Origin of the sequence: Niallia sp. FSL M8-0099 (genome assembly GCF_038006945.1) — a bacterium.
GTDB classification, from domain to species: domain Bacteria; phylum Bacillota; class Bacilli; order Bacillales; family Cytobacillaceae; genus Niallia; species Niallia circulans.
On the sequence record NZ_JBBOWF010000002.1, the window covers coordinates 237,836 to 264,281 of the forward strand.

At 39.1% G+C, this 26,446-nt stretch carries 16 protein-coding genes, 21 tRNA genes and 3 rRNA genes; 4 read left to right on the plus strand and 36 right to left on the minus strand.

The window, feature by feature from the left end:
- Positions 1 to 20: 20 nt before the first annotated feature.
- Positions 21 to 185, plus strand: coding sequence for a DUF1540 domain-containing protein (locus NSQ92_RS16000; RefSeq protein ID WP_082138439.1), 165 nt, complete (start codon positions 21 to 23; stop codon positions 183 to 185).
- A gap of 55 nt (positions 186 to 240) precedes the next feature.
- On the opposite strand, the gene NSQ92_RS16005 is transcribed toward NSQ92_RS16000, so the two are convergent.
- From NSQ92_RS16005 to NSQ92_RS16030, 6 genes are all read right to left on the minus strand, one after another.
- Complete coding sequence (locus NSQ92_RS16005; RefSeq protein WP_176474107.1) at positions 241 to 1,443, minus strand: NAD(P)/FAD-dependent oxidoreductase; 1,203 nt, start codon at positions 1,441 to 1,443, stop codon at positions 241 to 243.
- Between the two features lie 61 nt (positions 1,444 to 1,504).
- On the minus strand, positions 1,505 to 2,980 hold the full coding sequence (locus tag NSQ92_RS16010; RefSeq protein WP_095258017.1) for an o-succinylbenzoate--CoA ligase: 1,476 nt from the start codon (positions 2,978 to 2,980) through the stop codon (positions 1,505 to 1,507).
- Between the two features lie 165 nt (positions 2,981 to 3,145).
- Complete coding sequence (gene menB, locus NSQ92_RS16015; RefSeq protein ID WP_047944543.1) at positions 3,146 to 3,964, minus strand: 1,4-dihydroxy-2-naphthoyl-CoA synthase; 819 nt, start codon at positions 3,962 to 3,964, stop codon at positions 3,146 to 3,148.
- A gap of 37 nt (positions 3,965 to 4,001) precedes the next feature.
- Positions 4,002 to 4,808, minus strand: coding sequence for a 2-succinyl-6-hydroxy-2,4-cyclohexadiene-1-carboxylate synthase (gene menH, locus NSQ92_RS16020; RefSeq protein WP_341132909.1), 807 nt, complete (start codon positions 4,806 to 4,808; stop codon positions 4,002 to 4,004).
- 13 nt (positions 4,809 to 4,821) lie between these two features.
- Positions 4,822 to 6,567, minus strand: a complete 1,746-nt coding sequence (gene menD / locus NSQ92_RS16025; protein ID WP_095323007.1) for a 2-succinyl-5-enolpyruvyl-6-hydroxy-3-cyclohexene-1-carboxylic-acid synthase — start codon at positions 6,565 to 6,567, stop codon at positions 4,822 to 4,824.
- Between the two features lies 1 nt (position 6,568).
- Complete coding sequence (locus tag NSQ92_RS16030; protein WP_061798785.1) at positions 6,569 to 7,942, minus strand: isochorismate synthase; 1,374 nt, start codon at positions 7,940 to 7,942, stop codon at positions 6,569 to 6,571.
- A 267-nt stretch (positions 7,943 to 8,209) separates the two neighbouring features.
- Between NSQ92_RS16030 and NSQ92_RS16035 the strand changes: the two genes are divergently transcribed.
- Positions 8,210 to 8,974: a TraR/DksA C4-type zinc finger protein gene (locus tag NSQ92_RS16035; protein ID WP_309325578.1), complete on the plus strand. Its 765-nt coding sequence runs from the start codon at positions 8,210 to 8,212 to the stop codon at positions 8,972 to 8,974.
- 340 nt (positions 8,975 to 9,314) lie between these two features.
- Here NSQ92_RS16035 and NSQ92_RS16040 read toward each other — a convergent pair whose 3' ends face one another.
- Genes NSQ92_RS16040 through glgB form a run of 5 tightly spaced genes read right to left on the minus strand, consistent with a single transcriptional unit; the run spans position 9,315 to position 17,243 of the window.
- Positions 9,315 to 11,717, minus strand: a complete 2,403-nt coding sequence (locus tag NSQ92_RS16040; protein ID WP_341132911.1) for a glycogen/starch/alpha-glucan phosphorylase — start codon at positions 11,715 to 11,717, stop codon at positions 9,315 to 9,317.
- Positions 11,707 to 13,161: a glycogen synthase GlgA gene (glgA, locus tag NSQ92_RS16045; RefSeq protein WP_144545027.1), complete on the minus strand. Its 1,455-nt coding sequence runs from the start codon at positions 13,159 to 13,161 to the stop codon at positions 11,707 to 11,709. Before glgA ends, NSQ92_RS16040 begins: the two co-directional genes overlap by 11 nt.
- The gene (locus NSQ92_RS16050) at positions 13,158 to 14,186 is read right to left on the minus strand and encodes a sugar phosphate nucleotidyltransferase (RefSeq protein ID WP_341152954.1); all 1,029 of its coding nucleotides are present in this window, start codon (positions 14,184 to 14,186) and stop codon (positions 13,158 to 13,160) included. The genes glgA and NSQ92_RS16050 overlap by 4 nt, the downstream gene beginning before the upstream one ends.
- 23 nt (positions 14,187 to 14,209) lie before the next feature.
- Entirely contained in the window at positions 14,210 to 15,355 is a 1,146-nt protein-coding gene (locus NSQ92_RS16055; protein ID WP_341152955.1) for a glucose-1-phosphate adenylyltransferase, read from the minus strand.
- Positions 15,303 to 17,243 carry a 1,4-alpha-glucan branching protein GlgB gene (gene glgB, locus NSQ92_RS16060; RefSeq protein WP_095258013.1) on the minus strand — a complete coding sequence of 647 codons (1,941 nt, stop codon included), beginning with the start codon at positions 17,241 to 17,243 and terminating at the stop codon, positions 15,303 to 15,305. The genes NSQ92_RS16055 and glgB overlap by 53 nt, the downstream gene beginning before the upstream one ends.
- Positions 17,244 to 17,547: 304 nt before the next feature.
- Here glgB and NSQ92_RS16065 point away from each other — a divergent pair, with 304 nt between their 5' ends.
- Complete coding sequence (locus tag NSQ92_RS16065; protein WP_176474108.1) at positions 17,548 to 17,688, plus strand: hypothetical protein; 141 nt, start codon at positions 17,548 to 17,550, stop codon at positions 17,686 to 17,688.
- A gap of 171 nt (positions 17,689 to 17,859) precedes the next feature.
- Here the strand turns inward: NSQ92_RS16065 and NSQ92_RS16070 are convergent.
- The 24 genes from NSQ92_RS16070 to NSQ92_RS16185 all read right to left on the minus strand — a co-directional run bounded on the left by NSQ92_RS16070 (position 17,860) and on the right by NSQ92_RS16185 (position 25,014).
- A tRNA-Glu gene (locus NSQ92_RS16070) sits at positions 17,860 to 17,931 on the minus strand.
- Positions 17,932 to 17,933: 2 nt separating this feature from the next.
- Positions 17,934 to 18,024: transfer RNA gene (locus NSQ92_RS16075), tRNA-Ser, on the minus strand.
- Positions 18,025 to 18,031: 7 nt separating this feature from the next.
- Positions 18,032 to 18,106: transfer RNA gene (locus NSQ92_RS16080), tRNA-Asn, on the minus strand.
- A 9-nt stretch (positions 18,107 to 18,115) separates the two neighbouring features.
- Positions 18,116 to 18,192 (minus strand) — tRNA-Ile (locus tag NSQ92_RS16085).
- A 5-nt stretch (positions 18,193 to 18,197) separates the two neighbouring features.
- Positions 18,198 to 18,271, minus strand: a tRNA-Gly gene (locus NSQ92_RS16090).
- A 14-nt stretch (positions 18,272 to 18,285) separates the two neighbouring features.
- A tRNA-His gene (locus NSQ92_RS16095) sits at positions 18,286 to 18,361 on the minus strand.
- Positions 18,362 to 18,397: 36 nt separating this feature from the next.
- A tRNA-Phe gene (locus NSQ92_RS16100) sits at positions 18,398 to 18,473 on the minus strand.
- A gap of 8 nt (positions 18,474 to 18,481) precedes the next feature.
- A tRNA-Asp gene (locus tag NSQ92_RS16105) sits at positions 18,482 to 18,558 on the minus strand.
- 3 nt (positions 18,559 to 18,561) lie between these two features.
- Positions 18,562 to 18,635: transfer RNA gene (locus NSQ92_RS16110), tRNA-Met, on the minus strand.
- A 23-nt stretch (positions 18,636 to 18,658) separates the two neighbouring features.
- A tRNA-Ser gene (locus NSQ92_RS16115) sits at positions 18,659 to 18,751 on the minus strand.
- Between the two features lie 9 nt (positions 18,752 to 18,760).
- Positions 18,761 to 18,837: transfer RNA gene (locus NSQ92_RS16120), tRNA-Ile, on the minus strand.
- A 13-nt stretch (positions 18,838 to 18,850) separates the two neighbouring features.
- Positions 18,851 to 18,927 (minus strand) — tRNA-Met (locus NSQ92_RS16125).
- A 22-nt stretch (positions 18,928 to 18,949) separates the two neighbouring features.
- Positions 18,950 to 19,025 (minus strand) — tRNA-Ala (locus NSQ92_RS16130).
- A 15-nt stretch (positions 19,026 to 19,040) separates the two neighbouring features.
- Positions 19,041 to 19,117: transfer RNA gene (locus NSQ92_RS16135), tRNA-Pro, on the minus strand.
- A gap of 8 nt (positions 19,118 to 19,125) precedes the next feature.
- Positions 19,126 to 19,202, minus strand: a tRNA-Arg gene (locus NSQ92_RS16140).
- Between the two features lie 16 nt (positions 19,203 to 19,218).
- Positions 19,219 to 19,307 (minus strand) — tRNA-Leu (locus NSQ92_RS16145).
- 9 nt (positions 19,308 to 19,316) lie between these two features.
- Positions 19,317 to 19,391: transfer RNA gene (locus tag NSQ92_RS16150), tRNA-Gly, on the minus strand.
- A 22-nt stretch (positions 19,392 to 19,413) separates the two neighbouring features.
- A tRNA-Leu gene (locus NSQ92_RS16155) sits at positions 19,414 to 19,498 on the minus strand.
- Between the two features lie 24 nt (positions 19,499 to 19,522).
- A tRNA-Lys gene (locus tag NSQ92_RS16160) sits at positions 19,523 to 19,598 on the minus strand.
- Positions 19,599 to 19,604: 6 nt separating this feature from the next.
- Positions 19,605 to 19,680: transfer RNA gene (locus tag NSQ92_RS16165), tRNA-Thr, on the minus strand.
- Between the two features lie 25 nt (positions 19,681 to 19,705).
- Positions 19,706 to 19,781 (minus strand) — tRNA-Val (locus NSQ92_RS16170).
- Between the two features lie 9 nt (positions 19,782 to 19,790).
- Positions 19,791 to 19,907 (minus strand): 5S ribosomal RNA (gene rrf / locus NSQ92_RS16175).
- Between the two features lie 268 nt (positions 19,908 to 20,175).
- Positions 20,176 to 23,111, minus strand: a 23S ribosomal RNA gene (locus NSQ92_RS16180).
- A 355-nt stretch (positions 23,112 to 23,466) separates the two neighbouring features.
- A 16S ribosomal RNA gene (locus NSQ92_RS16185) occupies positions 23,467 to 25,014 on the minus strand.
- Together the 16S, 23S and 5S rRNA genes with 21 tRNA genes alongside form the textbook arrangement of a ribosomal RNA operon.
- 549 nt (positions 25,015 to 25,563) lie before the next feature.
- On the opposite strand from NSQ92_RS16185, the gene NSQ92_RS16190 reads away from it, so the two are divergent.
- Positions 25,564 to 26,256: an MgtC/SapB family protein gene (locus tag NSQ92_RS16190; protein ID WP_047942178.1), complete on the plus strand. Its 693-nt coding sequence runs from the start codon at positions 25,564 to 25,566 to the stop codon at positions 26,254 to 26,256.
- 2 nt (positions 26,257 to 26,258) lie between these two features.
- Here the strand turns inward: NSQ92_RS16190 and NSQ92_RS16195 are convergent, their stop codons facing one another.
- Positions 26,259 to 26,441, minus strand: coding sequence for a hypothetical protein (locus tag NSQ92_RS16195; RefSeq protein WP_047942179.1), 183 nt, complete (start codon positions 26,439 to 26,441; stop codon positions 26,259 to 26,261).
- Between the last annotated feature and the right edge of the window lie 5 nt (positions 26,442 to 26,446).

Sequence of the window (26,446 nt, forward strand, 5' to 3'; positions counted from 1 at the left end):
AAGAAAAGGAGTGGTATCCTATGGCAAAAGACGTACTTTGTGAAGTAAGGAATTGTACTTTTTGGGAAAAAGGAAACCGTTGTGGAGCCGACCAAATTTATGTTGTAAGTAATGTGGGAAAACATGCGGATACAAGTTATGAAACAGACTGTAAGACATTTGAACCTGAAAATAGCTTAAGCTAAACTTATGGAAATGCAAAGAGGAATCCCAATCAAAACTACTAGGGATTCCTTTTTTTTATCGATCTAATCGTACCAAATCAGCATCAGGGTGCTTCCCCTTTATTATTAAATCCTTCAATATGGTCGAACCGAAAGCACTATAAACTGTACCATTTCCTCCAAATCCTAAACAATAATATAAATTCTTTTGCTGTGGATGTTCGCCAATAAAGGGAATTCCGTCCTTTGATTCTCCAAATGTTGCTCCATATACATAGTCAGCTTTTAGTTGCAAATGGGGAAAATGTTCTTTAATACGAACTAATAATCTATCCGCATATAATTGTAAAATCTGATCGTCTCTAGGCGCTTCCATTATTTCTTCATCTAAACCACCCGCTATTATCCTTCCATCAAGGGTTGTTCGCATATAGAAATACGGACGTTTGGTTTCCCAAATTAAACACCGATCCTCCCAATGTGGAAAAGAAGATACTGGGTTTGTAACGATTGCAAACGTTCTATTTATTTTTGTAGGTATGTCTATTGCAAAATTATCTAAATCATACCCAGTTGCATACACGACATGCTTTGCCTTTATACTTGAATCGCCATTGTTAAACAACCAGCAGCCATCTTTATTCTGAGGCTTTGAAACTTCCGTGTTTTCAAAAACTTGAACATTGCTCTTTTGTGCAGCCTCTTTTATTAAGGAAATAATAAACCTTTCTGGGTTCACTTCTGCGTCCCCACTTGTTCTTATTGCCGCATGTTTATTAAATCCATATGCTTTATAAATCATATCCTTTTCTAAAAATTCTACTGGGAATTTATACTTTTTTAGCATCTCATATTCTTTTCTTAGAGAAAATACGTCTGAATCTGTACTTGCGTAATATAAGCTTTGTCTATTTACAAATTGGACATCTTCGTGTAAGGAACTTGCGATACTTTTCAATTCCTTCATCCCATTAAGGCATAATTCGTAAAATCGAACAGCATCTTCTTCCCCAATACTTTCTGCAAAGGAATGCAGCATTTTATCATTAGAATACTGCAATAGCCCTGTGTTGGCAGCAGAGCTTCCATTGCCAACACTACCTTTATCCACTAGAATCACCTGAAGCGATTCCTTTGCAAGCATATAAGTTAATAAGGCGCCTGACATTCCAGCACCAATTACAAGCACATCACAAGTAACATGATTATTCAACTTTGGATAAACGGGTCTTTCATGAACCGTTGTTGGCCAATATAATGATCCATGATATAAGCTCATACGTACACTTCTTTCATTGAATTTTTTTACTAGTAGCCACAACAACATGAACTAGTTAAAATTACAAAGATAAGTCCGATTGTTCCTCTATCCATTTTCTTAATTCTCTTCTGACTATTTTTCCTGAGGCATTTCGTGGAACTTCTGATATAAAAAATACTCTTTTGGGGATTTTATATTTTGCTAAAACGTTTGTACATTTTTCGATAATTGTATTCTCTTGCATACTTTCATCTGTAACAATAAATGCAATCGGTACTTGTCCCCATTCTTCATCAGGAATCCCTATCACTGCCGCTTCTTTTATCCCGTCCATTTCAGTCAGTACAGCTTCGACTTCTGCTGGATAAACATTTTCTCCACCCGAAATAATTAAGTCTGACCGTCTATCTAACACATAGAGAAATCCTTCAGAATCTATATACCCTATGTCACCGGTAAAAAACCAGCTATCTTGTAAATGATTCTCTTTATTTAAATAGCCTTTTGATACATTCGGCCCACACACTTTAATTTCGCCTACCTCATTTGATCCTAAACGCTCTCCTGCTTGATTAACAATTTGTAATTGAGCAGGAAAAAGTGGCTTTCCGGCTGAACCAATTTTTCTAATACTATCCTCTGGCGAAAGGGTAACAATTTGTGAGGCAGTTTCCGTCATTCCATATGAATAATAAACAGAAATCCCTTTATTCATACATCTAGTCAGCAGTTCTATGGAGGCTGGCCCCCCACCTAAAAGCATATACCGAAAATAAGGTGGAAACTTATCATGAGCAGCCTTTTCGATTCGCTCTAGCATCGTGGTGACAACCGATATAATCGTTACTTTTTCTTTCCATAAATCCTCTAATACCCTCTTTTCATCAAAGGAATCATGCAAAACGACTTTCATCCCATAAATGATACTTCTCATTAAAATCGAATATCCACTGATATGAAATAATGGAACGGTACATAACCAGGTATCCTTTTCATATAGGCCTGCATTCAACGTATTTCCCACGGCACTCCACCAGTGATTACCGTAAGATTGAATGACTCCTTTCGGAAGTCCGGTTGTTCCTGACGTATACATTATCGTACAAGTTTCCTCTAAAGACACTTGATCCTTTTCTTTTGGCTCAATGTAGGTACTTTCTGTTATATTTTCTTTATAAAATACAGTCATTTCTTTCTCTTTTTCAAGCAAAGCTGCCTTCTCTTTAAACGCTTCTTCTGAGATTAAATAGGAAACATTCGCATCGTTTAATTGATAAGCCATTTCCTTCGCTGTTAAGCGATTATTAAGAAGAACTGCCTTTGCTCCAATAATTTGCATAGCAAATAAGTGAAGTACAGTTTCTAAATCACTTTTAACAAGAAACCCCACATAATCTGTGTCATTTACTCCAATGGCTGACCAAATCCCTGCACGGTAATAAGCCATTTCATATAATTCTTTAAATGTTAGTCTTTCTTCTTTAAATACAATTGCCTCTCTATCTGGTGTTAACTGTGCTCTATTTTTAATAAAATTCGGAAGTATTTCTGTCATAATTTATTAACCCTCTTTTCTATACAAACAAAGGTGACACTATTATTAGCATGTCCATTAAAACACCATTGCTAAAAACGAGTGTCACCCCAGTATCTATTAATTAATACGAATGAATTGCGATTCCATCTCTTGGATAGCTAGCTTTTCATTCATCCTTTTCCATTAAGGAAAACGCGGGAATTGTCCAAAATCAGGTTTGCGTTTTTCCTTAAAGGAATCTCTTCCTTCTTTTGCTTCATCGGTTGTATAGTAAAGCAAAGTTGCATCACCGGCAAATTGCTGTATACCAGCTAAACCATCTGTATCTGCATTAAAGGCAGCTTTTAAGAAACGAAGGGCAGTTGGACTTTTCTCTAAAATCTCTTCACACCATTTAATCGTCTCTTCTTCTACTTTTTCTAACGGCACTACCGTATTTACTAATCCCATATCTAGAGCTTCTTGGGCATTATATTGACGGCATAAGAACCAAATTTCCCTAGCTTTTTTATGGCCAACGATTCTTGCCAAATAACCAGAACCATAACCAGCATCAAAGCTACCTACCTTTGGACCAGTTTGTCCAAAAATAGCATTATCTGCAGCAATCGTTAAATCACAGACAATATGCAGCACATGTCCTCCACCAATTGCATATCCTTTTACCATCGCAATGACAGGCTTAGGAATAACTCTGATTAGACGTTGTAAATCAAGGACATTTAGGCGGGGAATTTGATCTTCTCCTACATATCCACCATGACCCCTAACTTTTTGATCTCCACCAGAACAGAATGCTTTATCGCCTGCACCAGTTAAAATGATAACTCCTACATCACTATCATCTCTTGCCATTGCAAACGCATCAATTAATTCACTAACGGTTCTTGGCGTGAATGCATTATGTACATGAGGTCTATTAATTGTAATCTTGGCAATACCATTATATGTTTCATAAATGATTTCTTCATATTGTCTGCCAGCTACCCATTCCACTGTCATTCTTTTTCCTCCTTATTAATAGGGCTGAACATCAATGTCAGCTCCTTAAAAACTCCAATACTATTGTACCAAAAATTTCTGGTTTCTCCACATGAATTGCATGACCAGCATCATTTATAGTTAAATGCTTTATTTTTTTATTACAGTCAACCATTTCTTCAGCGATTTGACAAAACTTCTGATCAAGTTCTCCTGTAATTAACAATGTATCTATTGATAAGCGAGAAAGAGAGGACCAATACGAATTTTGTGCACCTGTCCCCATTCCTCTTAAACTATTTGCTAATCCAACTGGGTTATTAGCTAGCCGCTGCTTCCTAATTGCTTTCTTTGCAGCTTCACTCAGCTTCTTTTGACTTTCAAACAATGGAATTTCTTCCCATTTTTTCACGAAGTTTATTATTCCTTGTTCAAGGATAGAGTCTCCCAGTTTCTCATCTTGTATTCGTCTTTGCTTTCTCTCTAAATCCGTTTTTAAGCCGGGAGAGGAACTTTCTAGAATAAGTTTTTTAACTGTTTCAGGATAATTCATACCGTATGCTAACGCTAACCTACCACCCATCGAATAACCTAATAAATAAACAGAAGCCAATTGAAGATGATCAATAAGCGCTCTTAAATGAGTGACACTTTCTTGCATAGTATACTTTTCTATTTCTTCCGGCGAATCCGTCTTTCCATGACCAATAATATCGACCGTAATAACCGTATAGTTCTTCTTCCATAAAGGAATAAATGGCATCCAAGTTCCACTATCCCCAGTAAATCCATGTAATAATAAAAGAGGCTCTCCTTCTCCTTCAACCGTTACATGATAGCTTATATCCTGTAGTTTGATAAACATAGGCTTCACCTTTTTAATCTAATTGATCTAACATCTTTAGAATCCGATTCGTCATTTGCCGATGTTCTAAAAGATTATTTTCCCGATTAGTGCGTATTTCCCATACTCTTAAGCCCTCCGCGAAATCACTATCTTGGAATAATATCTCTAAATGATTCCAACTGTTAACAAGCTGATATTGTCCTTTATACATTTCCACTGCATGCTTAAAGTCAATATTTAAAGGCGTTCCAAATAATAATTCAAAATGTCTCGGCAATTCTACTTGAGGAAGAAATGAAAAGATTCCGCCTCCATTATTATTTATTAATATGACAGTGATTGGAAGCTGATATAGCTCAGAAAGGATTAATCCATTTAAATCATGGAAAAAGGTTAAATCCCCTACAATTAAAAAGAGCGGCTGCTTAATAACCCCCACTCCGAGCGCAGTAGATATCGTCCCATCAATTCCATTTGCTCCTCTATTTGCAATAATGGTTACTTGTTTTTTTTGTTTATGAAAAAAAGTATCCAAATCGCGAATGGGCATACTATTTCCTACAAATAAAACGGCCTTATTGGGAATCATTTCACCCAAGCAATGAAAAAGCTTTGCCTCACTCATTTCTTTAATTTCTGCTGTTTTTGTTAATTCCTTTTTGGTTTTTTCATTAATTTCTATCCATTTATTCAAATAGTGATTTATTGAGCAAGGAGAAACAAACGATGAAAGCTGTTCACAAAAATATCCTTCTTCACAATAAACCATTTCTGTTGTCAGTTGATTGGGATCACGGTAGCCGCTTCCCCCATCTATTACAATCTGTTTTGCCTTTTCATTTTCTCGTAAGAATATAGTTAATGGTTTAGAAATCGGCATGCTTCCAAAACGAATAACGATATCCGGTTTTAATAGTGATTTAATCCTTTCATTTCGCAAAAAAGTATCATAGGTGTCGATGACAACGTCCTTGTCCGCACTCTTACTTCGTAGTTGGGAAAGTGGATCAGCTATAATCGGAAAACCAGTTTTTTCAGCCAATTGAAGTATTTTTAAAGAAAAGTCCTCTTTATCGATTTCTCCACAGATGATAATCCCTTTTCTTTCCTCTTCCGCTTCCAGGCTTGCTGCTAAATCATGAAAATAGGAATCATGAATCGTAAACTCCCCGGTTTTAATCTGGATAGTTCTTGTTTCCTGGTCTTCTGAACGGTAGCGTTCTAAATTATTTAAATCAGGAATTAATGGTTCTCTCAATGGAATATTCACATGCACTGGACCGCTAGGATGCTGTTTTGCCATTGCTACCGCTCTAGCACCCACTGTTTTAGCATATCTTATCATACCTGGACTATTATCAGGTGTCGACATTTCCATAAACCATTTAACATGCTTTCCATAGAGATCTAATTGATCAATTGCCTGCGGTGCTCCCACATCACGAAGTTCATGGGGCCGATCTGCCGTCAGTACGATTAAAGGTATGCGAGAAATCTTCGCCTCTACAATTGCCGGAAAATAATTTGCAGCGGCAGTACCAGAAGTACATACTAATACAGTTGGTTTTTTGGACGCTTTCGCTATTCCTAAAGCAAAAAAGGCAGCTGATCTTTCATCAATATGAACATGCAGTTTTATGTCCTCTTCCTCTGCAAGCAATAAACTGATGGGGGTTGATCTTGATCCTGGACTGATAACAGCATGTTCTACCCCGTTTTTTACCAACTCAGATATTAGCGCATCCAAATAGGCAGTTAACTGTTGCTGATGACTCATTTTATTTTCCTCCTAACGCAGTTAGCATTGGCTTAAATTTAATTGCAGTTTCTACATACTCAGATTCTGGATCAGAGTCAGCTACAATACCGCATCCAGCAATAATGGTTGCGGCATTCCCATCTATTAAGCCCGAACGGATGCTTACTGCAAATTCTCCATTCCCCTGGTAATCAAGCCAACCGATAGGAGCACCATACATCCCTCTATCTAATCCTTCCACCTCTCTAATAACCTTTAAGGCTTCCTCTCGAGGGAATCCACCAAGAGCTGGAGTTGGATGCAATAAGCGAATAAAGGAAATTAAGGATTCTGTTTCTTTTACCTTCCCGCTAACTGGAGTATAAAGATGTTGAATATCTCTCATCTTCAAGATTTTTGGATTGGATGGCATTTCTACCGTACTACAGACTTCCTCCATAGCATTCTTAATCATTTTAACAACATAATTATGTTCTTCTCTATTTTTCGAATCCGAAAGTAAGGCTTGTGCAAAGGTATCGTCTTCTTCTTTGTTTTTTCCCCTCGCAATTGACCCGGCCAGACAGGTAGAAAAAACAGTTGGTCCTTCTTTTTTTACCAATCTTTCTGGAGAAGCTCCGATGAAACATTTGTTTTTTGCTTCTAAAGCAAAAATATAACCATTGCTTTGTTGTTGTATTAAATTTTTAAGAACAAACTCTGTCTCAACATCATTAGAAAAATGCACTTGAGTAGCACGTGCTAACACTACTTTTTTTAAATCTCCATTTAACTCATTTATTACTTTATTAACTTTATCCTTCCATGTTTCTTGATCGATTTCAGTAATCTTTTCAATCAAAGGCAAAGTTGTAGAAAATGCTTCTACTCTTTGATACCTAATAGAATGCTTTTTTAACTCTTCTTTTGCATCATCCTTTTTATCTGATTGAATCATTATATTAGTAGTAATAAATTGACTTCCATTTATTTCACTTAACATAAATTGAGGTACGTAAAAATGTGCTTCCGAGAAGCCATCCCAGACTTGTGTTTTCTCTTTTAATGGATCAAAGGAGAAACCACCTAAAAGGACTGGTCCGATCCCTATTTCATTATATTCATTAAATACTATTGCATTGTCTAACAGCTGTCTCCATTTTTTTTCTACAAATGAATAAGAGTTCTCCCCTAATGAATACTCTATCCCTTCACAAATGCCGATTCCTACAAGCATGTTTTTTTCAGAAGGGTCCTTCCAGAAAAAACGTTTTCCTTTATAAGAACTGTAATTTGAAAAAAACTCCAGAATATCTATTTTCTTTTCTAGTTTCTTCACTTCACTAACTAAGATAGTAGGAGAATCACTTTCCTTTATTATTGTTTGTACCATTATTCCTTTGCTATCATTCATCCCTTTGTAAATCCCCCTAAAACTAATCAAGAATATACGCTTGATTATATTGGTTCAAAGATATACGCCACTTACTATTTTAGCATATTTTACGATACACCTGTCTTTAATATTATGTCAATCATAGTGAATTCTTAATGCACTTTTCAACTATTTATTTTTCTTAAGAAAACGATAACAAATGGAAAACTAGGTTTGATAAACATAAAACAGGGAAATTTATGAACAGGTTGTCTATATATACTAATAGTAGGAACAGATAAGGATGTGTTTACCTTGTTATCAACAGAGCAAATAAGTCATTTAAAAAAAGAATTAGAAGAAAGAAAAGCAACTTTATTAGATAGAACAAACGGATACGCCAGTGAAGAAAATGCCTTGGAATCAGTTGGAGAATTATCTAGTTATGATAACCATCCAGCAGATCTGGGAACAGAATTATTTGAAAGAGAAAAAGATTCTGCCCTAGAACAACATGACCAATCTGAATTAGAAAAAATCAATAACGCCTTAAAGGCAATAGAAGACGGATCTTATGGAATTTGTAAGGTTTCAGGTAAAGAAATTCCTTACGAAAGATTAGAAGCAATTCCGACAGCTCTTACGCTAAAAGAATATAGTGATGAACAAACTATTGCAAATGATCGACCTGTAGAGGAAGATATTCTAGAATTAGCTCATGGTAATGAATTTCGTCATTATGATACTGGCGATGTTAGAGACTACGATGATAGTTTTCAAGAGGTAGCTCGCTATGGAACTTCTGAAACGCCATCAGATTTACGAGGTGATTTCGAAGATTATGACAGTCTCTACGATAGAGAGAACGACGATGATACCTTCCCGGAAGATTATGAAAACTTTACAGCTACAAATATCGATGGAACAGAAAGAGCTGTATATCCATCTAAAGATCAAGAAAAATATGAACAAGCATTAGATGAGGAAGGAATAGAAGCTCCCTTTGGTGATGTTCCATTCCATAAATCAGATGGATATATAGAAGAGGATACTGAAGAAGAGGAGGATTAAGAGACTTTTAAATAAAACTAAAGGTCCAATCAGTGAAGGTGAATATTTTTGGTTTAATTTTCGTTGGGAAATTTATTGGATAATAAAGGAGTCGGAAAAATAAAGCAGCCTGCATGCTCGAAGAGTTTCTATGGGAGTGGCGTGAGAACGGTGTCGTCTAACAGGAGAACTCACCGCTCGCCCCATGGAAATCAAGGTGTATCAGGCATGAATTAAACTACAAACCTTCTTTTTTTAATGAATAAAAAAACCAAACAATTATACGAAGCTTATTAGCATCTCCGTAAAATTGCTCGGTTTTTGGCTGAATTTCTTTATATCCCAGCCTGCTTCTAAACAATTAAATATAAGGTTTTATACGCCAAATATCCTCTGCATATTCCTTTATTGTTCGATCGCTTGAAAAATGGCCCGACATCGCAATATTTACAATGCTTTTTCGCAGCCAGTCTTGTTTATTCTTAAATGCTTGGTTCACCTTTTCATGAATGCTTGCATAAGAATTAAAATCTTTTAATACAAAGAACTGATCATTCTCAATTAGTAACGAATCAAAAATAGGATCGAATTCACCCACTGGATGATCATAAAAACCATTTTTTAATTGATTCACTACTTCATGAATTCTATCATCATGGTAAAAATACTCCCGAGAGCTGTAGCCACCATTTTGATAAAGCTCTAATACTTGATCTGCATTCATCCCAAAGATGAAAATATTATCATCTCCCACTAATTCATGCATTTCAATGTTTGCTCCATCCATTGTTCCAAGTGTCAATGCACCATTCATCATAAATTTCATATTACCAGTGCCCGACGCTTCTTTACTTGCGGTGGAGATTTGCTCACTTACATCAGCAGCTGGAAAAATATGTTCCGCTAAGGAAACTCGATAATTTTCTATAAAAACAACCTTTAATTTATTTTGTATCCTTTTATCATTGTTAACCTTATGAGCAACTGTATTAATTAATTTAATAATCTTTTTTGCATAATAATATCCCGGTGATGCCTTTGCTCCGAAAATAAACGTTCTAGGCTCCATATCAATGGATGGATCTTCTCTTAATTTATTATAAAGAGACATGATGTGCAAAATATTTAATAATTGTCTTTTATAAGCATGCAGTCTCTTTACTTGAACATCAAAAATAGAGGAAGGATCTACAAGAATTCCATTTTTCTCCTTGATTATCTTTGCAAGTCTTTCCTTATTACTTTGCTTAATTGCTGCGAGATTTTCTTGTAAACTAGCATCTTCTTGATAATTTAATAATTCCCTTAATGATTCTGGCTGATCGACCCATTTATCACCAATTATATTAGAAATTAAGTTTGTAAGCTTAGGATTTGCCTTTATTAGCCACCTTCTATGAGTAATTCCATTCGTTTTATTATTAAACTTTTCTGGATAGAAGGCATAAAAATCAGCCATTTCTCGTTTCTTCAAAATTTCTGTATGAATTTCCGCTACTCCATTTACACTATAGCTACCCACTAATGCTAAATGGGCCATCTTAATCATGCCATGGGCAATTATAGCCATTTTTTCAATTTTCAAAAAATCACCAGGATACTTTTTCCATAACTTCATGCAGAAACGTTCATTTATCTCATCAATTATCATATAAATTCGGGGTAATAGGGGCTGGAATATATAGATTGGCCATTGTTCTAATGCTTCAGATAACGTGGTATGATTGGTGTAAGAAATAGTATTTGTAGTAATCTCCCATGCTTCATCCCAGCCTAATCCTTCTTCATCCATTAATATTCTCATTAGCTCTGGGATTGCCAATACGGGATGTGTATCATTTACATGTAAGCTTATATAGTGATGCATTTCACTAATGTTTTTATATTGCTGCTTATAATTTCGAATAATGGATTGCAAGCTTGCAGAAACTAAAAAGTATTGTTGTTTTAACCGTAATATCTTTCCCTCATCATTGGAATCATCTGGATATAAAAAACCAGATATCGATTCTGTTTCTCTTTTATAACGCATTATATCCTTCACATCTTTTGCAATTAAGGACGACGGTTCAGCATTCCATAATCTTAATGTGTTAACAGTCGTCGTATGATAGCCAATGACTGGTACATCATGGGGAACTGCTGTTACAGTTTCGGCATTTAAATGCCGAAACTGTAACTTTCCATTCTTCTCATACATATCAATATTTCCCCAGAAATAAATATCTACCGCTAAGTCTTCCTTTCGAACTTCCCAAACCTGGCCTTGCTTTAACCATTGTTCTGGCAATTCAAGTTGGTATCCATCAACAATTCGTTGTTCGAATAAACCATGTTTATAACGTATCCCACAACCATGCCCTGGTAAGTCTAATGTAGCTAAAGAATCCAAAAAGCAAGCTGCTAACCTTCCTAATCCACCATTGCCTAGTCCGGCATCGTGCTCCATATCTTCCACTTCAAAAAAATCGATTCCAAGATCTTTCAAACCTTCGATAACAACTTGATCAATCCCTAAGTTAATTAAATTATTATGAAGTAATCTCCCTAATAAAAACTCAATAGAAAGGTAATATACCTGTTTTCCGTTGTTGTTACGACTTTGTTCATTTGTCTGAATCCAGTTTGAGCTTACATATTCTCTAATCATATGCCCTAACGTTTGAAAATGATCACTACTTGTTGTATCTTCAAAGGTCTTTCCATAAGTCATTTCAAGCCTTTGTAAGAAATACCTTTTAAAACTTTCTTTATTAGAAAACATGGGATTCACTCCTCGAGATAAGCTCTGCATATAACTGATTATATTTAAATGCAGATTGAGCCCAACTATTATCCATCGACATGGCATTCTTCATTAGCTTATGCCATACTTCTTTTTCCTCTTTATAAAAATGAAGGCCTCTTCTAATCGTGTAAAGCATGTCATGGGCATTGAAATTAGTGAAACTAAATCCATTTCCTTCCTCTGTCCATTCGTTATAAGAGAAAACAGTGTCATTTAGCCCTCCTGTCTCTCTCACAATGGGGATATTCCCGTATCGTAAAGCAATTAGCTGCCCTAATCCACAAGGCTCAAATTTTGATGGCATTAAAAATAAGTCTGCACCTGCGTACATCTGATGAGCTAAATTTTCATCAAACCCAATATAAGCTTTGCATTTGTCAGAATACGTATATTCCATCTCACGGAAAAAGTTCTCGAATTCAGGATCTCCTGTTCCTAATACGAGAAACTGTACATCTTCTTCCATTATTTCATGAAATATATGTCTAACTAATTCTAATCCCTTTTGACTAGTTAACCTAGTTATCATACAAATTATTGGGATTTCAACGTCTTCCTTCAATCCGAATTTTTTCTGAATAAATCGTTTATTTTCTTGCTTTTTATCTAGAGAAGTAACCGTATAATTTGCTGCAATTACCGGATCTGTTTCTGGATTATATGTTTCTTCATCAATCCCATTTATAATTCCATATAAATCTTTCTCTCTCTGCTTTAATACATTATTCAGCTTCTCACCATAATATTCTGTTTGTATTTCGTTTTTATAGGTAGGACTTACTGTCGTTATCTTATCAGCAGCGATAAGCCCCCCTTTCATCAAATTAACATTTCCATAGAATTCCAGATTATTTGTTGTAAAGTAATAATCATTTAGATTAAATAAATCACCAAGAACTTCTCTTGGCAATATTCCTTGAAACTGAAGATTATGTATGGTAAATACAGTCTTAATATTGCTATACTCTTTTTTCCATTTATAGTCTACATCCAACAGGAAAGGAATCATAGCCGTATGCCAATCATGGCAATGAATAATATCAGGATAGTCTGTTAAATAAGGTAAACTCTCTAGTACGGCTCGATTAAAGAAGGCAAACCGTTCTCCATCATCTCCATAACCATATAAACCACTTCTCTTAAAATACCATTCATTATCAATGAAATAAAAAGTAATTCCATCTACTTCTAATTCTTCAATTCCACAGTATTGATTTCGCCAACCTACTTGAACAAAGAAATAGCATCTTTTCTTAACATTGGCAAGTAAATGTGCTGGAATATCTTGATACTTTGGCATAATTACCGCTACATCCGTACCTTGCTTCTTTAATTCTTTAGGAAGAGAACCAGCTACATCTGCCAGTCCCCCTGATTTTATAAATGGTACACATTCTGAAACTGCAAATAATACTTTCACGAATTCATCAACGCTCCTTGCACTGTTCCTTTTCTGACTACAAAGGGAGAACTTGCAGTACCAGTCATCACAGTACCACTTTCTACAACCACATCTTTATCTAAAATAACTGAGTCCAAGTGGCAATTTTCTCCAATCGTACATTTTTGCATAATAATGCAATTCTTTAAACTTGAACCTCTTCCAACCTTAACCGCTCTAGAAACAATACTATTTATAATCTCGCCTTCAATAAAACACCCATTTGCTATCATGGAGTTTTTCACTTCACCTGTAGTTGTATATCGTGTAGGTGGTTCATCTTTAACTTTTGTAAATATTGGTCTTTCTTTGATAAAAAGCTGATTCCAGACTTTAGCTTTTAATATATCTTTACTTACATGATAGTAACTGGATATTGAATCTATTTTTTCGGCATAGCCGTTATATTCATATTCACATATTTTTAGCTGATTATTCATATCTAAGATAACATCATTCATACATGTATAACCTGTAACAGCTCTAGATTCTATTAAATCAATCAGCTTTGACTTCTTAATTAGATATATTTCTAACGAACTTCCATTATTCGTGATCTCCGTTATATCACAACCAGAAGAGAGATGCCGCTCTAATACAGGATTAAAATTCATATTAAACACAGTAAAGCAATTTGCAACTAGCGCATATTCTTGCTTGCTTCTCTGAAAATAATCCATATTTGCCGCAAAATGATTAAAAGAACCTATTCCATCTGTATTTGTTGCGGTTAAAGATGCTGGGAAAAAGAACAATCCATCTCTCTTTCTATCTAAATCCCAGTTTTTCCCCGAACCTAAATGATCCATTAACGAGCGATACTGATACTTTGGAAAAATAGCAACACTACCTATTCCAGAGTTCACCATATTGGAAAGGACAAAATCAATTAAGCGGTACCGTCCGCCTATCGGAAGTGCAGCAAGTGTGCGATGTGCAGTTAATTCTTTTAAATCTTCCTTATGTGTTGTTGCATCAATAATGCCCAGCATAGATCTTATCATCTTAACCCCTCCTATCTAGTTTGTTAGGAAATCACTTCATTAACCATTTCTTCTGTTACAAGGACTACTTCATTGGAGTCTTTTTTTGGTTTAATGACCATTCCATCTGGTATGGATATTTCAGAAGGGACAATAGCCTTTTCAATATAAACATTATTACCAATCTTCGCATCAGGCATGATGACAGAACTTCTAATAATTGTCCCTTCTCCTACAGTAACACCTTGAAAAACAATGGTTTTCTCTAAATTCCCACTAATAATACACCCTTCATTCACCATCGACTCTTTCACATGCGCCTCACTAGAAATATATTGTGGTGGATGATTGGGATTTACCGTATAAATTCTCCAATTATAATCAGAAATATTTAATTCACAATTATCATCCAATAAATCCATGTTTGCTTCCCATAGGCTTTGAACAGTTCCGACATCTTTCCAATACCCTTTAAATGGATAGGCAACCACTTTTTTCTGTTTTTCGATGAGTAAAGGAATAATATCCTTGCCAAAATCATGGGAGGAATTTTTATTTAAATTATCTTCTACTAGTAATTCTTTCAGAACATGCCATTTAAAAATATAGATTCCCATCGAAGCTAGATTATTTTTTGGATGTTTAGGCTTCTCTTCGAATTCTACAATGTTCATCTCTTTATTTGTATTCATAATACCAAACCTACTCGCTTCCTCCCATGGTACTTGAATCACGGAGATAGAAGCATCTGCTTGCTTATCTATGTGATATTCAAGCATTTCTTCATAATTCATTTTGTAAATATGGTCTCCTGATAAAATGAGAACATATTCGGGATCATATTGAGACAAGTAGTTCTGATTTTGATAAATAGCACTTGCTGTTCCTGTATACCATTTCACTTCTGATGACTCACTATAAGGAGGTAATACGGTTACTCCTCCATTAACACGGTCTAAATCCCATGCACTCCCTATTCCAATGTATGAGTTTAAAACGAGCGGCTGGTATTGCGTTAAGACGCCAACAGTTTCAATTCCCGAATTGGAACAATTACTTAAAGTGAAATCGATAATTCGATATTTTCCTCCAAAAGGGATTGCTGGCTTTGCTAGACTTTTTGTTAAGGAATAAAGTCTACTCCCCTTTCCTCCTGCTAATAGCATTGCGACGCACCGTTTCTTTCCCATTTCCTTTTCTCCCCTTCCGGTGTTGAACTGGACGTAAAATGATTATACTGAAAGCTGGTATCGTTAGTTGAACAGAATAAGGTTTTCCATGAAATTCTACTTTTTCTGCTTTTATTACCTTTTTATTTATATAATTAGCTCCACCAAATCTATCAGTGTCACTATTTAATATTTCTCGGAAAGAGTTATTTAAAGGAACGCCGATTCTGTAATTTTCATATGTATGATAAGTGAAATTACAAATGACGACTAAATAATCTTCTTCTTTTTCTGCCCTACGTATAAAAGAGAAGATAGACTGCTCTCTATTATTTACATCAATCCAATCAAAGCCATCATTGACATGATCCAACTGATATAAAGGTTTGGACCTTTTATAGATTTTTAGTAATTCCTTCATATACTCATTTGCTTTTTGATGCATCTCATAATCTAGCAGCATCCAATCTAACTGTTCTTTATCCTTCCATTCAGCAAAATGGGCGAATTCATTTCCCATAAATAATAATTTTTTTCCTGGATGTGTAATCATATATCCTAAGAGGAGCCGGAATTGAGCAAATTTTTGCCAATAATCTCCTGGCATCTTATCTACTAACGATTTCTTTCCATGAACAACTTCATCATGTGAAAATGGTAAAACAAAATTTTCGGAAAAGGCATAATGTAGGGAAAAGGAGACTTTATCATGTACTTGCTTTCGATTAACTGAATCAGTTTCCATATAGGTTAAAATATCATTCATCCAGCCCATATTCCATTTGTAGTGAAATCCAATGCCACCATAATGAACTGGTGCAGTTACTTGAGGCCAATCAGTAGAATCCTCTGCAAACATTAGAACTGTTGGATCGTATTGACAAACTGTTTGATTCAGTTTTTGGAGGAAATCGATTCCAAATTGGTTCACGCTATTTTCATTTGAATTTGGCCAATAAATAATATTAGAAACAGCATCAACTCTAAATCCATCTACATGGAAATATTCCATCCAAAAAATTGCATTTGAAATTAAAAAGCTTTGGACTTCATTTTTTCCTAAATCAAAATTGGCCGTTCCCCAAACATAATTTTCTCTATCCACCGGATTCTTATAATCATATTGACTAGTTCCATCAAATTGATAAAGTCCATGCTCATCTTTACAAAAATGTCCAGGTACCCAATCTAATATCACGCCAAGCCCATGTTGATGACATTGATCGATGAAATACATCAAATCCTTTGGCTCTCCAAATCTGCTTGTTGCAGAATAGTATCCTGTACCTTGATATCCCCAGGAAATATCGAGTGGATGTTCTACTAAGGGCAGCACTTCCAAGTGGGTAAATCCTTGTTCCACAACATATGGAATTAATTCATCAGCAAGTTCCCTATAGGTATACAGTTCTCCATCCTCATGGATTTTCCATGATCCTAAATGGACTTCATATATAGCAAGAGGTTCATTTAAATAGTTCTTTTTTGTCTTTTTTTGTTTCCATTTTGTATCATTCCACTTGTAACCTTCCAAGGAATAAACAATGGAAGCTGTATTAGGTCTTACCTCGGAGAGAAAAGCATAAGGATCAGCTTTAAGAAAAACTCTTCCATCAGGTGCAGTTATTTTATATTTATACATAGCACCCGTTAAATCCCTCTCTACATTTAGAAGCCACACACCTTCATTATTAATTTTTTCAAGGGAATAACCTTCACCATTCCAATTATTAAAATCCCCAACCACTTGAATACTTAGAGCATTGGGAGCCCAAACACAAAAACTGGTATAATTCTCTCCATTTTTATGATGAATATGGGATCCAAATAATCTATAGCTCTCAAATAAGTTTCCTTCATGAAATAAATGTAGTTGAAATTCTGTTGGATATACTGTCTCCACTGTCATCCTACTTTCTATTACAAATAATATTAAGTGAGTAAATTTTACACTTTGTACTTTTCAATTCCCTTTTTTTTTGCTTCCAAAACAATTTATGGCATACATTGCTAAAAAATTGGTGATTAATTAAATTTGATTAATTTTAATATTCTATCAATAGAAGGTAAATCCTTTTTTGTTTTTAAAATTTTATGATACTATAAATCTTTTTATGTTTAATTGACTCATTTAGATTGTGAACTTTTAACATAGTTTTTTTGATGAAGAGGAATACTAAAGTGAATTTCTAACATAAGGAAGGAAAATGATAATGAGTAAAAGGGAAGAAGAATATTTAAAAGAACAAATAGGGGAAGAAATGAATCCTTTTTTTGAAACAACAGACAAAAAAGTTCTAGCAATTGATCTGTTTAGAGGTCCTGATACTGGATTTTTTTCTGATTTTGATTAAAAAAACCCGGGGAATAGATTATTTACAAGTGAGGATAAATGGAAGAAAATCTGAGACAGGGAAAATTTTAATCGATACAAACTCATAGGTTCTCCTAGAGACTATAGAGAATTTATCGGAAAGAATCTTATAAGAAATAAAAAAACTGATAGCAAATGCTATCAGTTTTTATGACCCGTACGGGATTCGAACCCGTGTTACCGCCGTGAAAGGGCGGTGTCTTAACCACTTGACCAACGGGCCAATGGCGGAGAAGGAGGGATTTGAACCCTCGCGCCGCTTACGCGACCTACACCCTTAGCAGGGGCGCCTCTTCAGCCTCTTGAGTACTTCCCCAAAAAAATGGCTCCGCAGGTAGGACTCGAACCTACGACCGTTCGGTTAACAGCCGAATGCTCTACCACTGAGCTACTGCGGAATATTTTTATGGTGGGCCTAAATGGACTCGAACCATCGACCTCACGCTTATCAGGCGTGCGCTCTAACCAGCTGAGCTATAGGCCCATATATGGAGCGGGTGATGGGAATCGAACCCACGACATCAGCTTGGAAGGCTGAGGTTTTACCATTAAACTACACCCGCATATTTTATTTGTATGGGGCGACTAGTGGGAATCGAACCCACGAGTGTCGGAGCCACAATCCGATGCGTTAACCACTTCGCCATAGCCGCCATTATACTTATTATTCATTTTAGATTGTACTAAAATGGTGGCTCAGGACGGAATCGAACCGCCGACACAAGGATTTTCAGTCCTTTGCTCTACCGACTGAGCTACTGAGCCATTTTATATGGCGGTCCGGACGGGACTCGAACCCGCGACCTCCTGCGTGACAGGCAGGCATTCTAACCAACTGAACTACCGGACCAGATTGCGGGGACAGGATTTGAACCTGCGACCTTCGGGTTATGAGCCCGACGAGCTACCAGACTGCTCCACCCCGCGACAATATTATAATTTAATATTTATGGAGGAGGAAGGGGGATTCGAACCCCCGCGCGGTTTGACCCGCCTGTCGGTTTTCAAGACCGATCCCTTCAGCCGGACTTGGGTATTCCTCCTCAATAATATGGTGGACCTTGTAGGACTCGAACCTACGACCGGACGGTTATGAGCCGTCTGCTCTAACCAACTGAGCTAAAGGTCCAAGATAATATGTATGGTAGCGGCAGAGGGGATCGAACCCCCGACCTCACGGGTATGAACCGTACGCTCTAGCCAGCTGAGCTACGCCGCCATCATATTAAGAATTATAAAATTGGTGGAGCCTAGCGGGATCGAACCGCTGACCTCCTGCGTGCAAGGCAGGCGCTCTCCCAGCTGAGCTAAGGCCCCATATAATGAGAATAATGGTCGGGAAGACAGGATTCGAACCTGCGACCCCTTGGTCCCAAACCAAGTGCTCTACCAAGCTGAGCTACTTCCCGAAATATAATGGCGCGCCCGAAAGGAGTCGAACCCATAACCTTCTGATCCGTAGTCAGACGCTCTATCCAATTGAGCTACGGGCGCATTAATATAAAAACAATGGTGCCGAGGACCGGAATCGAACCGGTACGGTAGTCACCTACCGCAGGATTTTAAGTCCTGTGCGTCTGCCAGTTCCGCCACCCCGGCATTGTTTTATGGAGCGGAAGACGGGATTCGAACCCGCGACCCCCACCTTGGCAAGGTGGTGTTCTACCACTGAACTACTTCCGCATCTATTTAATTGATAATAAATTGGTGCGGGTGAAGGGAGTCGAACCCCCACGCCTTGCGGCGCTAGATCCTAAGTCTAGTGCGTCTGCCAATTCCGCCACACCCGCTTAATACTATTTTGAATTTTCTAATGGTGAGCCATGGAGGATTCGAACCTCCGACCCTCTGATTAAAAGTCAGATGCTCTACCGACTGAGCTAATGGCTCATTAGATGGTGCCGGCTAGAGGACTTGAACCCCCAACCTACTGATTACAAGTCAGTTGCTCTACCAATTGAGCTAAACCGGCGTAAATATAGTTGTCCAATAATAAATGGTGGAGGATGACGGGATCGAACCGCCGACCCTCTGCTTGTAAGGCAGATGCTCTCCCAGCTGAGCTAATCCTCCATATATAAAGCCTGGCGACGTCCTACTCTCACAGGGGGAGAACCCCCAACTACCATCGGCGCTGAGAAGCTTAACTTCCGTGTTCGGTATGGGAACGGGTGTGACCTTCTCGCTATCGCCACCAGACTTTTCTCAAGACATATTTTATTATACATGTTTTTGAGATTTTTTCAAGTATAATTTTAGAAAATTATTCCCTGAAAACTAGATTATGGTAAGAAGAAAGAAACAAGTAATCATTTTGTCCAGCTCCAACGCCTATCGCCTATCAAACTTCTGATCATCTCCCTACGATAAGTCCACATCGATTCACTAACGTTCATCGTGTTTCCTTTATCTCAGTCGATGCTCCTCCAGTTTGTACGCCGATAAACAGGCGTTTCCGCTTTTCATTTTAGTTAAGTCCTCGATCTATTAGTATCAGTCAGCTCCACATGTCGCCACGCTTCCACCTCTGACCTATCAACCTGATCATCTTTCAGGGATCTTACTAGCTTGCGCTATGGGAAATCTCATCTTGAGGGGGGCTTCATGCTTAGATGCTTTCAGCACTTATCCCTTCCGCACATAGCTACCCAGCGATGCCTTTGGCAAGACAACTGGTACACCAGCGGTGCGTCCATCCCGGTCCTCTCGTACTAAGGACAGCTCCTCTCAAATTTCCTACGCCCACGACGGATAGGGACCGAACTGTCTCACGACGTTCTGAACCCAGCTCGCGTACCGCTTTAATGGGCGAACAGCCCAACCCTTGGGACCGACTACAGCCCCAGGATGCGATGAGCCGACATCGAGGTGCCAAACCTCCCCGTCGATGTGGACTCTTGGGGGAGATAAGCCTGTTATCCCCGGGGTAGCTTTTATCCGTTGAGCGATGGCCCTTCCATGCGGAACCACCGGATCACTAAGCCCGACTTTCGTCCCTGCTCGACTTGTAGGTCTCGCAGTCAAGCTCCCTTGTGCCTTTACACTCTACGAATGATTTCCAACCATTCTGAGGGAACCTTTGGGCGCCTCCGTTACTTTTTAGGAGGCGACCGCCCCAGTCAAACTGCCCACCTGACACTGTCTCCCACCCCGATCAGGGGTGCGGGTTAGAATGTCAATACAGCCAGGGTAGTATCCCACCAATGCCTCCACCGAAGCTGGCGCTCCGGCTTCCAAGGCTCCTACCTATCCTGTACAAGCTGTACCAAAATTCAATATCAGGCTGCAGTAAAGCTCCACGGGGTCTTTCCGTCCTGTCGCGGGTAACCTGCATCTTCACAGGTACTATAATTTCACCGAGTCTCTCGTTGAGACAGTGCCCAGATCGTTACACCTTTCGTGCGGGTCGGAACTTACCCGACAAGGAATTTCGCTACCTTAGGACCGTTATAGTTACGGCCGCCGTTTACTGGGGCTTCAATTCAGAGCTTCGCACTAACGTGCTAACCCCTCCTCTTAACCTTCCAGCACCGGGCAGGTGTCAGCCCCTATACTTCGCCTTGCGGCTTCGCAGAGACCTGTGTTTTTGCTAAACAGTCGCCTGGGCCTATTCACTGCGGCTCTCGCAGGCTTGCACCCGCAAGAGCACCCCTTCTCCCGAAGTTACGGGGTCATTTTGCCGAGTTCCTTAACGAGAGTTCTCTCGCTCACCTTAGGATTCTCTCCTCGCCTACCTGTGTCGGTTTGCGGTACGGGCACCCTAAATCTCGCTAGAGGCTTTTCTTGGCAGTGTGGAATCAGGAACTTCGGTACTATATTTCCCTCGCCGTCACAGCTCCGCTTATGTGGTAATGGGATTTGCCTCATTACCAGCCTAACTGCTTGGACGTGCTAATCCAACAGCACGCTTACCCTATCCTCCTGCGTCCCCCCATTGCTCAAACGATTTAAAGGTGGTACAGGAATATCAACCTGTTGTCCATCGCCTACGCTTTTCAGCCTCGGCTTAGGTCCCGACTAACCCTGAGCGGACGAGCCTTCCTCAGGAAACCTTAGGCATTCGGTGGATGAGATTCTCACTCATCTTTCGCTACTCATACCGGCATTCTCACTTCTAAGCGCTCCACCAGTCCTTACGGTCTAGCTTCAACGCCCTTAGAACGCTCTCCTACCACTGACATCATAGATGTCAATCCACAGCTTCGGTGATACGTTTAGCCCCGGTACATTTTCGGCGCAGAGTCACTCGACCAGTGAGCTATTACGCACTCTTTAAATGGTGGCTGCTTCTAAGCCAACATCCTGGTTGTCTAAGCAACTCCACATCCTTTTCCACTTAACGTATACTTTGGGACCTTAGCTGGTGGTCTGGGCTGTTTCCCTCTTGACCACGGATCTTATCACTCGTAGTCTGACTCCCAAGAATAAGTATTTGGCATTCGGAGTTTGTCTGAATTCGGTAACCCGATGGGGGCCCCTAGTCCAAACAGTGCTCTACCTCCAATACTCTAAATCTTGAGGCTAGCCCTAAAGCTATTTCGGAGAGAACCAGCTATCTCCAAGTTCGATTGGAATTTCTCCGCTACCCACACCTCATCCCCGCACTTTTCAACGTGCGTGGGTTCGGGCCTCCATCCAGTGTTACCTGGACTTCACCCTGGACATGGGTAGATCACCTGGTTTCGGGTCTACAACCACATACTATTTCGCCCTATTCAGACTCGCTTTCGCTGCGGCTCCGTCTCTTCAACTTAACCTCGCATGTAATCGTAACTCGCCGGTTCATTCTACAAAAGGCACGCTATCACCCATAAATGGGCTCTAACTACTTGTAGGCACACGGTTTCAGGATCTATTTCACTCCCCTTCCGGGGTGCTTTTCACCTTTCCCTCACGGTACTGGTTCACTATCGGTCACTAGGGAGTATTTAGCCTTGGGAGATGGTCCTCCCTGCTTCCGACGGGATTTCTCGTGTCCCGCCGTACTCAGGATACACTCAAGAGGGAACGAAGTTTCGACTACAGGGTTTTTACCTTCTACGACTGACCTTTCCAGATCGATTCGTCTACCCCGTTCCTTTGTAACTCCATATAGAGTGTCCTACAACCCCAAGAGGCAAGCCTCTTGGTTTGGGCTAATCCCGTTTCGCTCGCCGCTACTCAGGGAATCGCGTTTGCTTTCTCTTCCTCCGGGTACTTAGATGTTTCAGTTCCCCGGGTCTGCCTTCAGTACCCTATGTATTCAGGTAAAGATTCTATCCCATTACGGATAGAGGGTTTCCCCATTCGGAAATCTCTGGATCAAAGCTTACTTACAGCTCCCCAAAGCATATCGGTGTTAATCCCGTCCTTCATCGGCTCCTAGTGCCAAGGCATCCACCGTGCGCCCTTTCTAACTTAACTTAATTTCGACCAAAGATAAGCGGCGTATCTCTTCGTCAGCTTCTTCACTCTGCTCCTCACGTACTTTCGTACGCTCCGGTGCTCGTTCGGTCGCTTCCTTGACCTACTTGCTTCTCTTTGCTCTCCAATCTTTGAAGGAGTATTCGTTTAATACGACTACTTTCAAAGAAGTAATTCTCTAAAATAGAGAATCTAAGATGGCGATTACTCGGTTTCTTTCTTGGTTCTTACATAATCTAGTTTTCAAGGAACAATCAGGCTTATTCAGCCTATCATTTTGAGGAATTGCTCCCTCAAAACTGAACAATCAAATCGTCAACAATCTTTGATGGAATGTAAATTCCATTTTCCTTAGAAAGGAGGTGATCCAGCCGCACCTTCCGATACGGCTACCTTGTTACGACTTCACCCCAATCATCTATCCCACCTTAGGCGGCTGGCTCCAAAAGGTTACCCCACCGACTTCGGGTGTTACAAACTCTCGTGGTGTGACGGGCGGTGTGTACAAGGCCCGGGAACGTATTCACCGCGGCATGCTGATCCGCGATTACTAGCGATTCCAGCTTCATGTAGGCGAGTTGCAGCCTACAATCCGAACTGAGAATGGTTTTATGGGATTTGCTCGACCTCGCGGTTTTGCTGCCCTTTGTACCATCCATTGTAGCACGTGTGTAGCCCAGGTCATAAGGGGCATGATGATTTGACGTCATCCCCACCTTCCTCCGGTTTGTCACCGGCAGTCACCTTAGAGTGCCCAACTGAATGCTGGCAACTAAGATCAAGGGTTGCGCTCGTTGCGGGACTTAACCCAACATCTCACGACACGAGCTGACGACAACCATGCACCACCTGTCACTCTGTCCCCCGAAGGGGAACGTCCTATCTCTAGGAGTGTCAGAGGATGTCAAGACCTGGTAAGGTTCTTCGCGTTGCTTCGAATTAAACCACATGCTCCACCGCTTGTGCGGGCCCCCGTCAATTCCTTTGAGTTTCAGCCTTGCGGCCGTACTCCCCAGGCGGAGTGCTTAATGCGTTTGCTGCAGCACTAAAGGGCGGAAACCCTCTAACACTTAGCACTCATCGTTTACGGCGTGGACTACCAGGGTATCTAATCCTGTTTGCTCCCCACGCTTTCGCGCCTCAGCGTCAGTTACAGACCAAAGAGTCGCCTTCGCCACTGGTGTTCCTCCACATCTCTACGCATTTCACCGCTACACGTGGAATTCCACTCTTCTCTTCTGCACTCAAGTCCCCCAGTTTCCAATGACCCTCCACGGTTGAGCCGTGGGCTTTCACATCAGACTTAAAGGACCGCCTGCGCGCGCTTTACGCCCAATAATTCCGGACAACGCTTGCCACCTACGTATTACCGCGGCTGCTGGCACGTAGTTAGCCGTGGCTTTCTGGTTAGGTACCGTCAAGGTACAAGCAGTTACTCTTGTACTTGTTCTTCCCTAACAACAGAGTTTTACGATCCGAAAACCTTCATCACTCACGCGGCGTTGCTCCGTCAGACTTTCGTCCATTGCGGAAGATTCCCTACTGCTGCCTCCCGTAGGAGTCTGGGCCGTGTCTCAGTCCCAGTGTGGCCGATCACCCTCTCAGGTCGGCTACGCATCGTCGCCTTGGTGAGCCGTTACCTCACCAACTAGCTAATGCGCCGCGGGCCCATCTGTAAGTGACAGCGTAAACCGTCTTTCAGCTTTTCCTCATGAGAGGAAAAGGATTATCCGGTATTAGCTCCGGTTTCCCGAAGTTATCCCAGTCTTACAGGCAGGTTGCCCACGTGTTACTCACCCGTCCGCCGCTAACTTTAAAAGCAAGCTTTTAAAGTCCGCTCGACTTGCATGTATTAGGCACGCCGCCAGCGTTCGTCCTGAGCCAGGATCAAACTCTCCAATAAAGAGTTGATTAGCTCATTGCTAAACTCTAGCTTTTTATTACTTTTTTTGTTTTACAACATTCGTTATAAAACGATTATTGTTGACGTTTGTTCGTTCAGTTTTCAAAGAGCAATTTAGTTAGCCGCTCAAGAAGCGACTTTCCTAATATAACATCTATTAACTATCAATGTCAATAGTATTTTTAAAATTCTTTTCCGTCATTTACTTTAACATTTCGTGTTGTTTCAGCGACGGATATTAATATAACATTGTTTAAAGTTAACCGTCAATACTTTTTTTAAAAAATATTCCATTATTAAAAAGGAGTACCATTTCTATAAGAAGAATGTTTTTCTCCAAATAACATACACTTAATTAATATTTAGTGTTTACAATAAACCGTTATAGGATATTATACTTTAAGTTTTTAAAAATCGTAGAATTGTTTTCAATAATTTCCCCTAGCACCTTGTAGCCTTGTTTAATTTCCTGTTCTTTATATAGTGAGAATTAATAATCAACCACGACACTTGACTACAATAAATTAAATACAGGAGAGGAAACATAGAATGGATATTAATATAGATTTTTTATTAAAAATAGGTATTTCCGCTGGTTTCGGATTGATCATTGGATTAGAGCGAGAAATTAAACGTAAACCTGTAGGTCTAAAAACTAGTCTTGTAATAAGTATTGTGAGCTGCTTATTAACTATTATTTCGATTGAAGCAGCCTATAAATTTCCTGGTAGCGATCAAGTTAATATTCAAATGGATCCGTTACGTTTACCGGCTCAAATTGTTTCTGGGATCGGTTTTTTAGGTGCTGGAGTTATACTGAGAAGAGGAAATGATAGTATTTCTGGATTAACTACAGCAGCTTTAATATGGGGAGCAGGAGGCATAGGGATTGCAGTCGGAGCAGGATATTATATAGAAGCTTTAATTGGGGTTGTCCTTCTATTAATTAGTGTTAAATTTATACCATTTTTCATGAGTATGATTGGTCCTCGTCAGTTGAGAGAAAAAGAAATTAAAGTAAAACTAAAAGCTGACCAAAAGGAAAATGTCTCAACTATTATTAAGGCGATACGTAATTTAAGAACAGGAATAAAACATATACGAATTAAAGATTTAGAAACGGGAGAACATTCTATTTACCTTATTATCATAGTTGATCAAAAAAGAGAAATAACAGATGTTTATAGAGATGTTTCTGACATTCATGGAGTGAAAGAAATTGAAATAGAGAGTTTAAATTAATTTCAATCATTAAAAAGGAGAAGGTTCATATACCCCTCATTTGAACCTTCCTTTATAGGTATAGAAATTTCCTTACATATTATTCCTTCATTAACTTGAAATTTTTCAGTATACTCATTTTCAATAAATTCTGCTAATCTTTTAGTTTTATAAAGGGTTCTATTTATTCCAATCCAATAATTCATTCAAC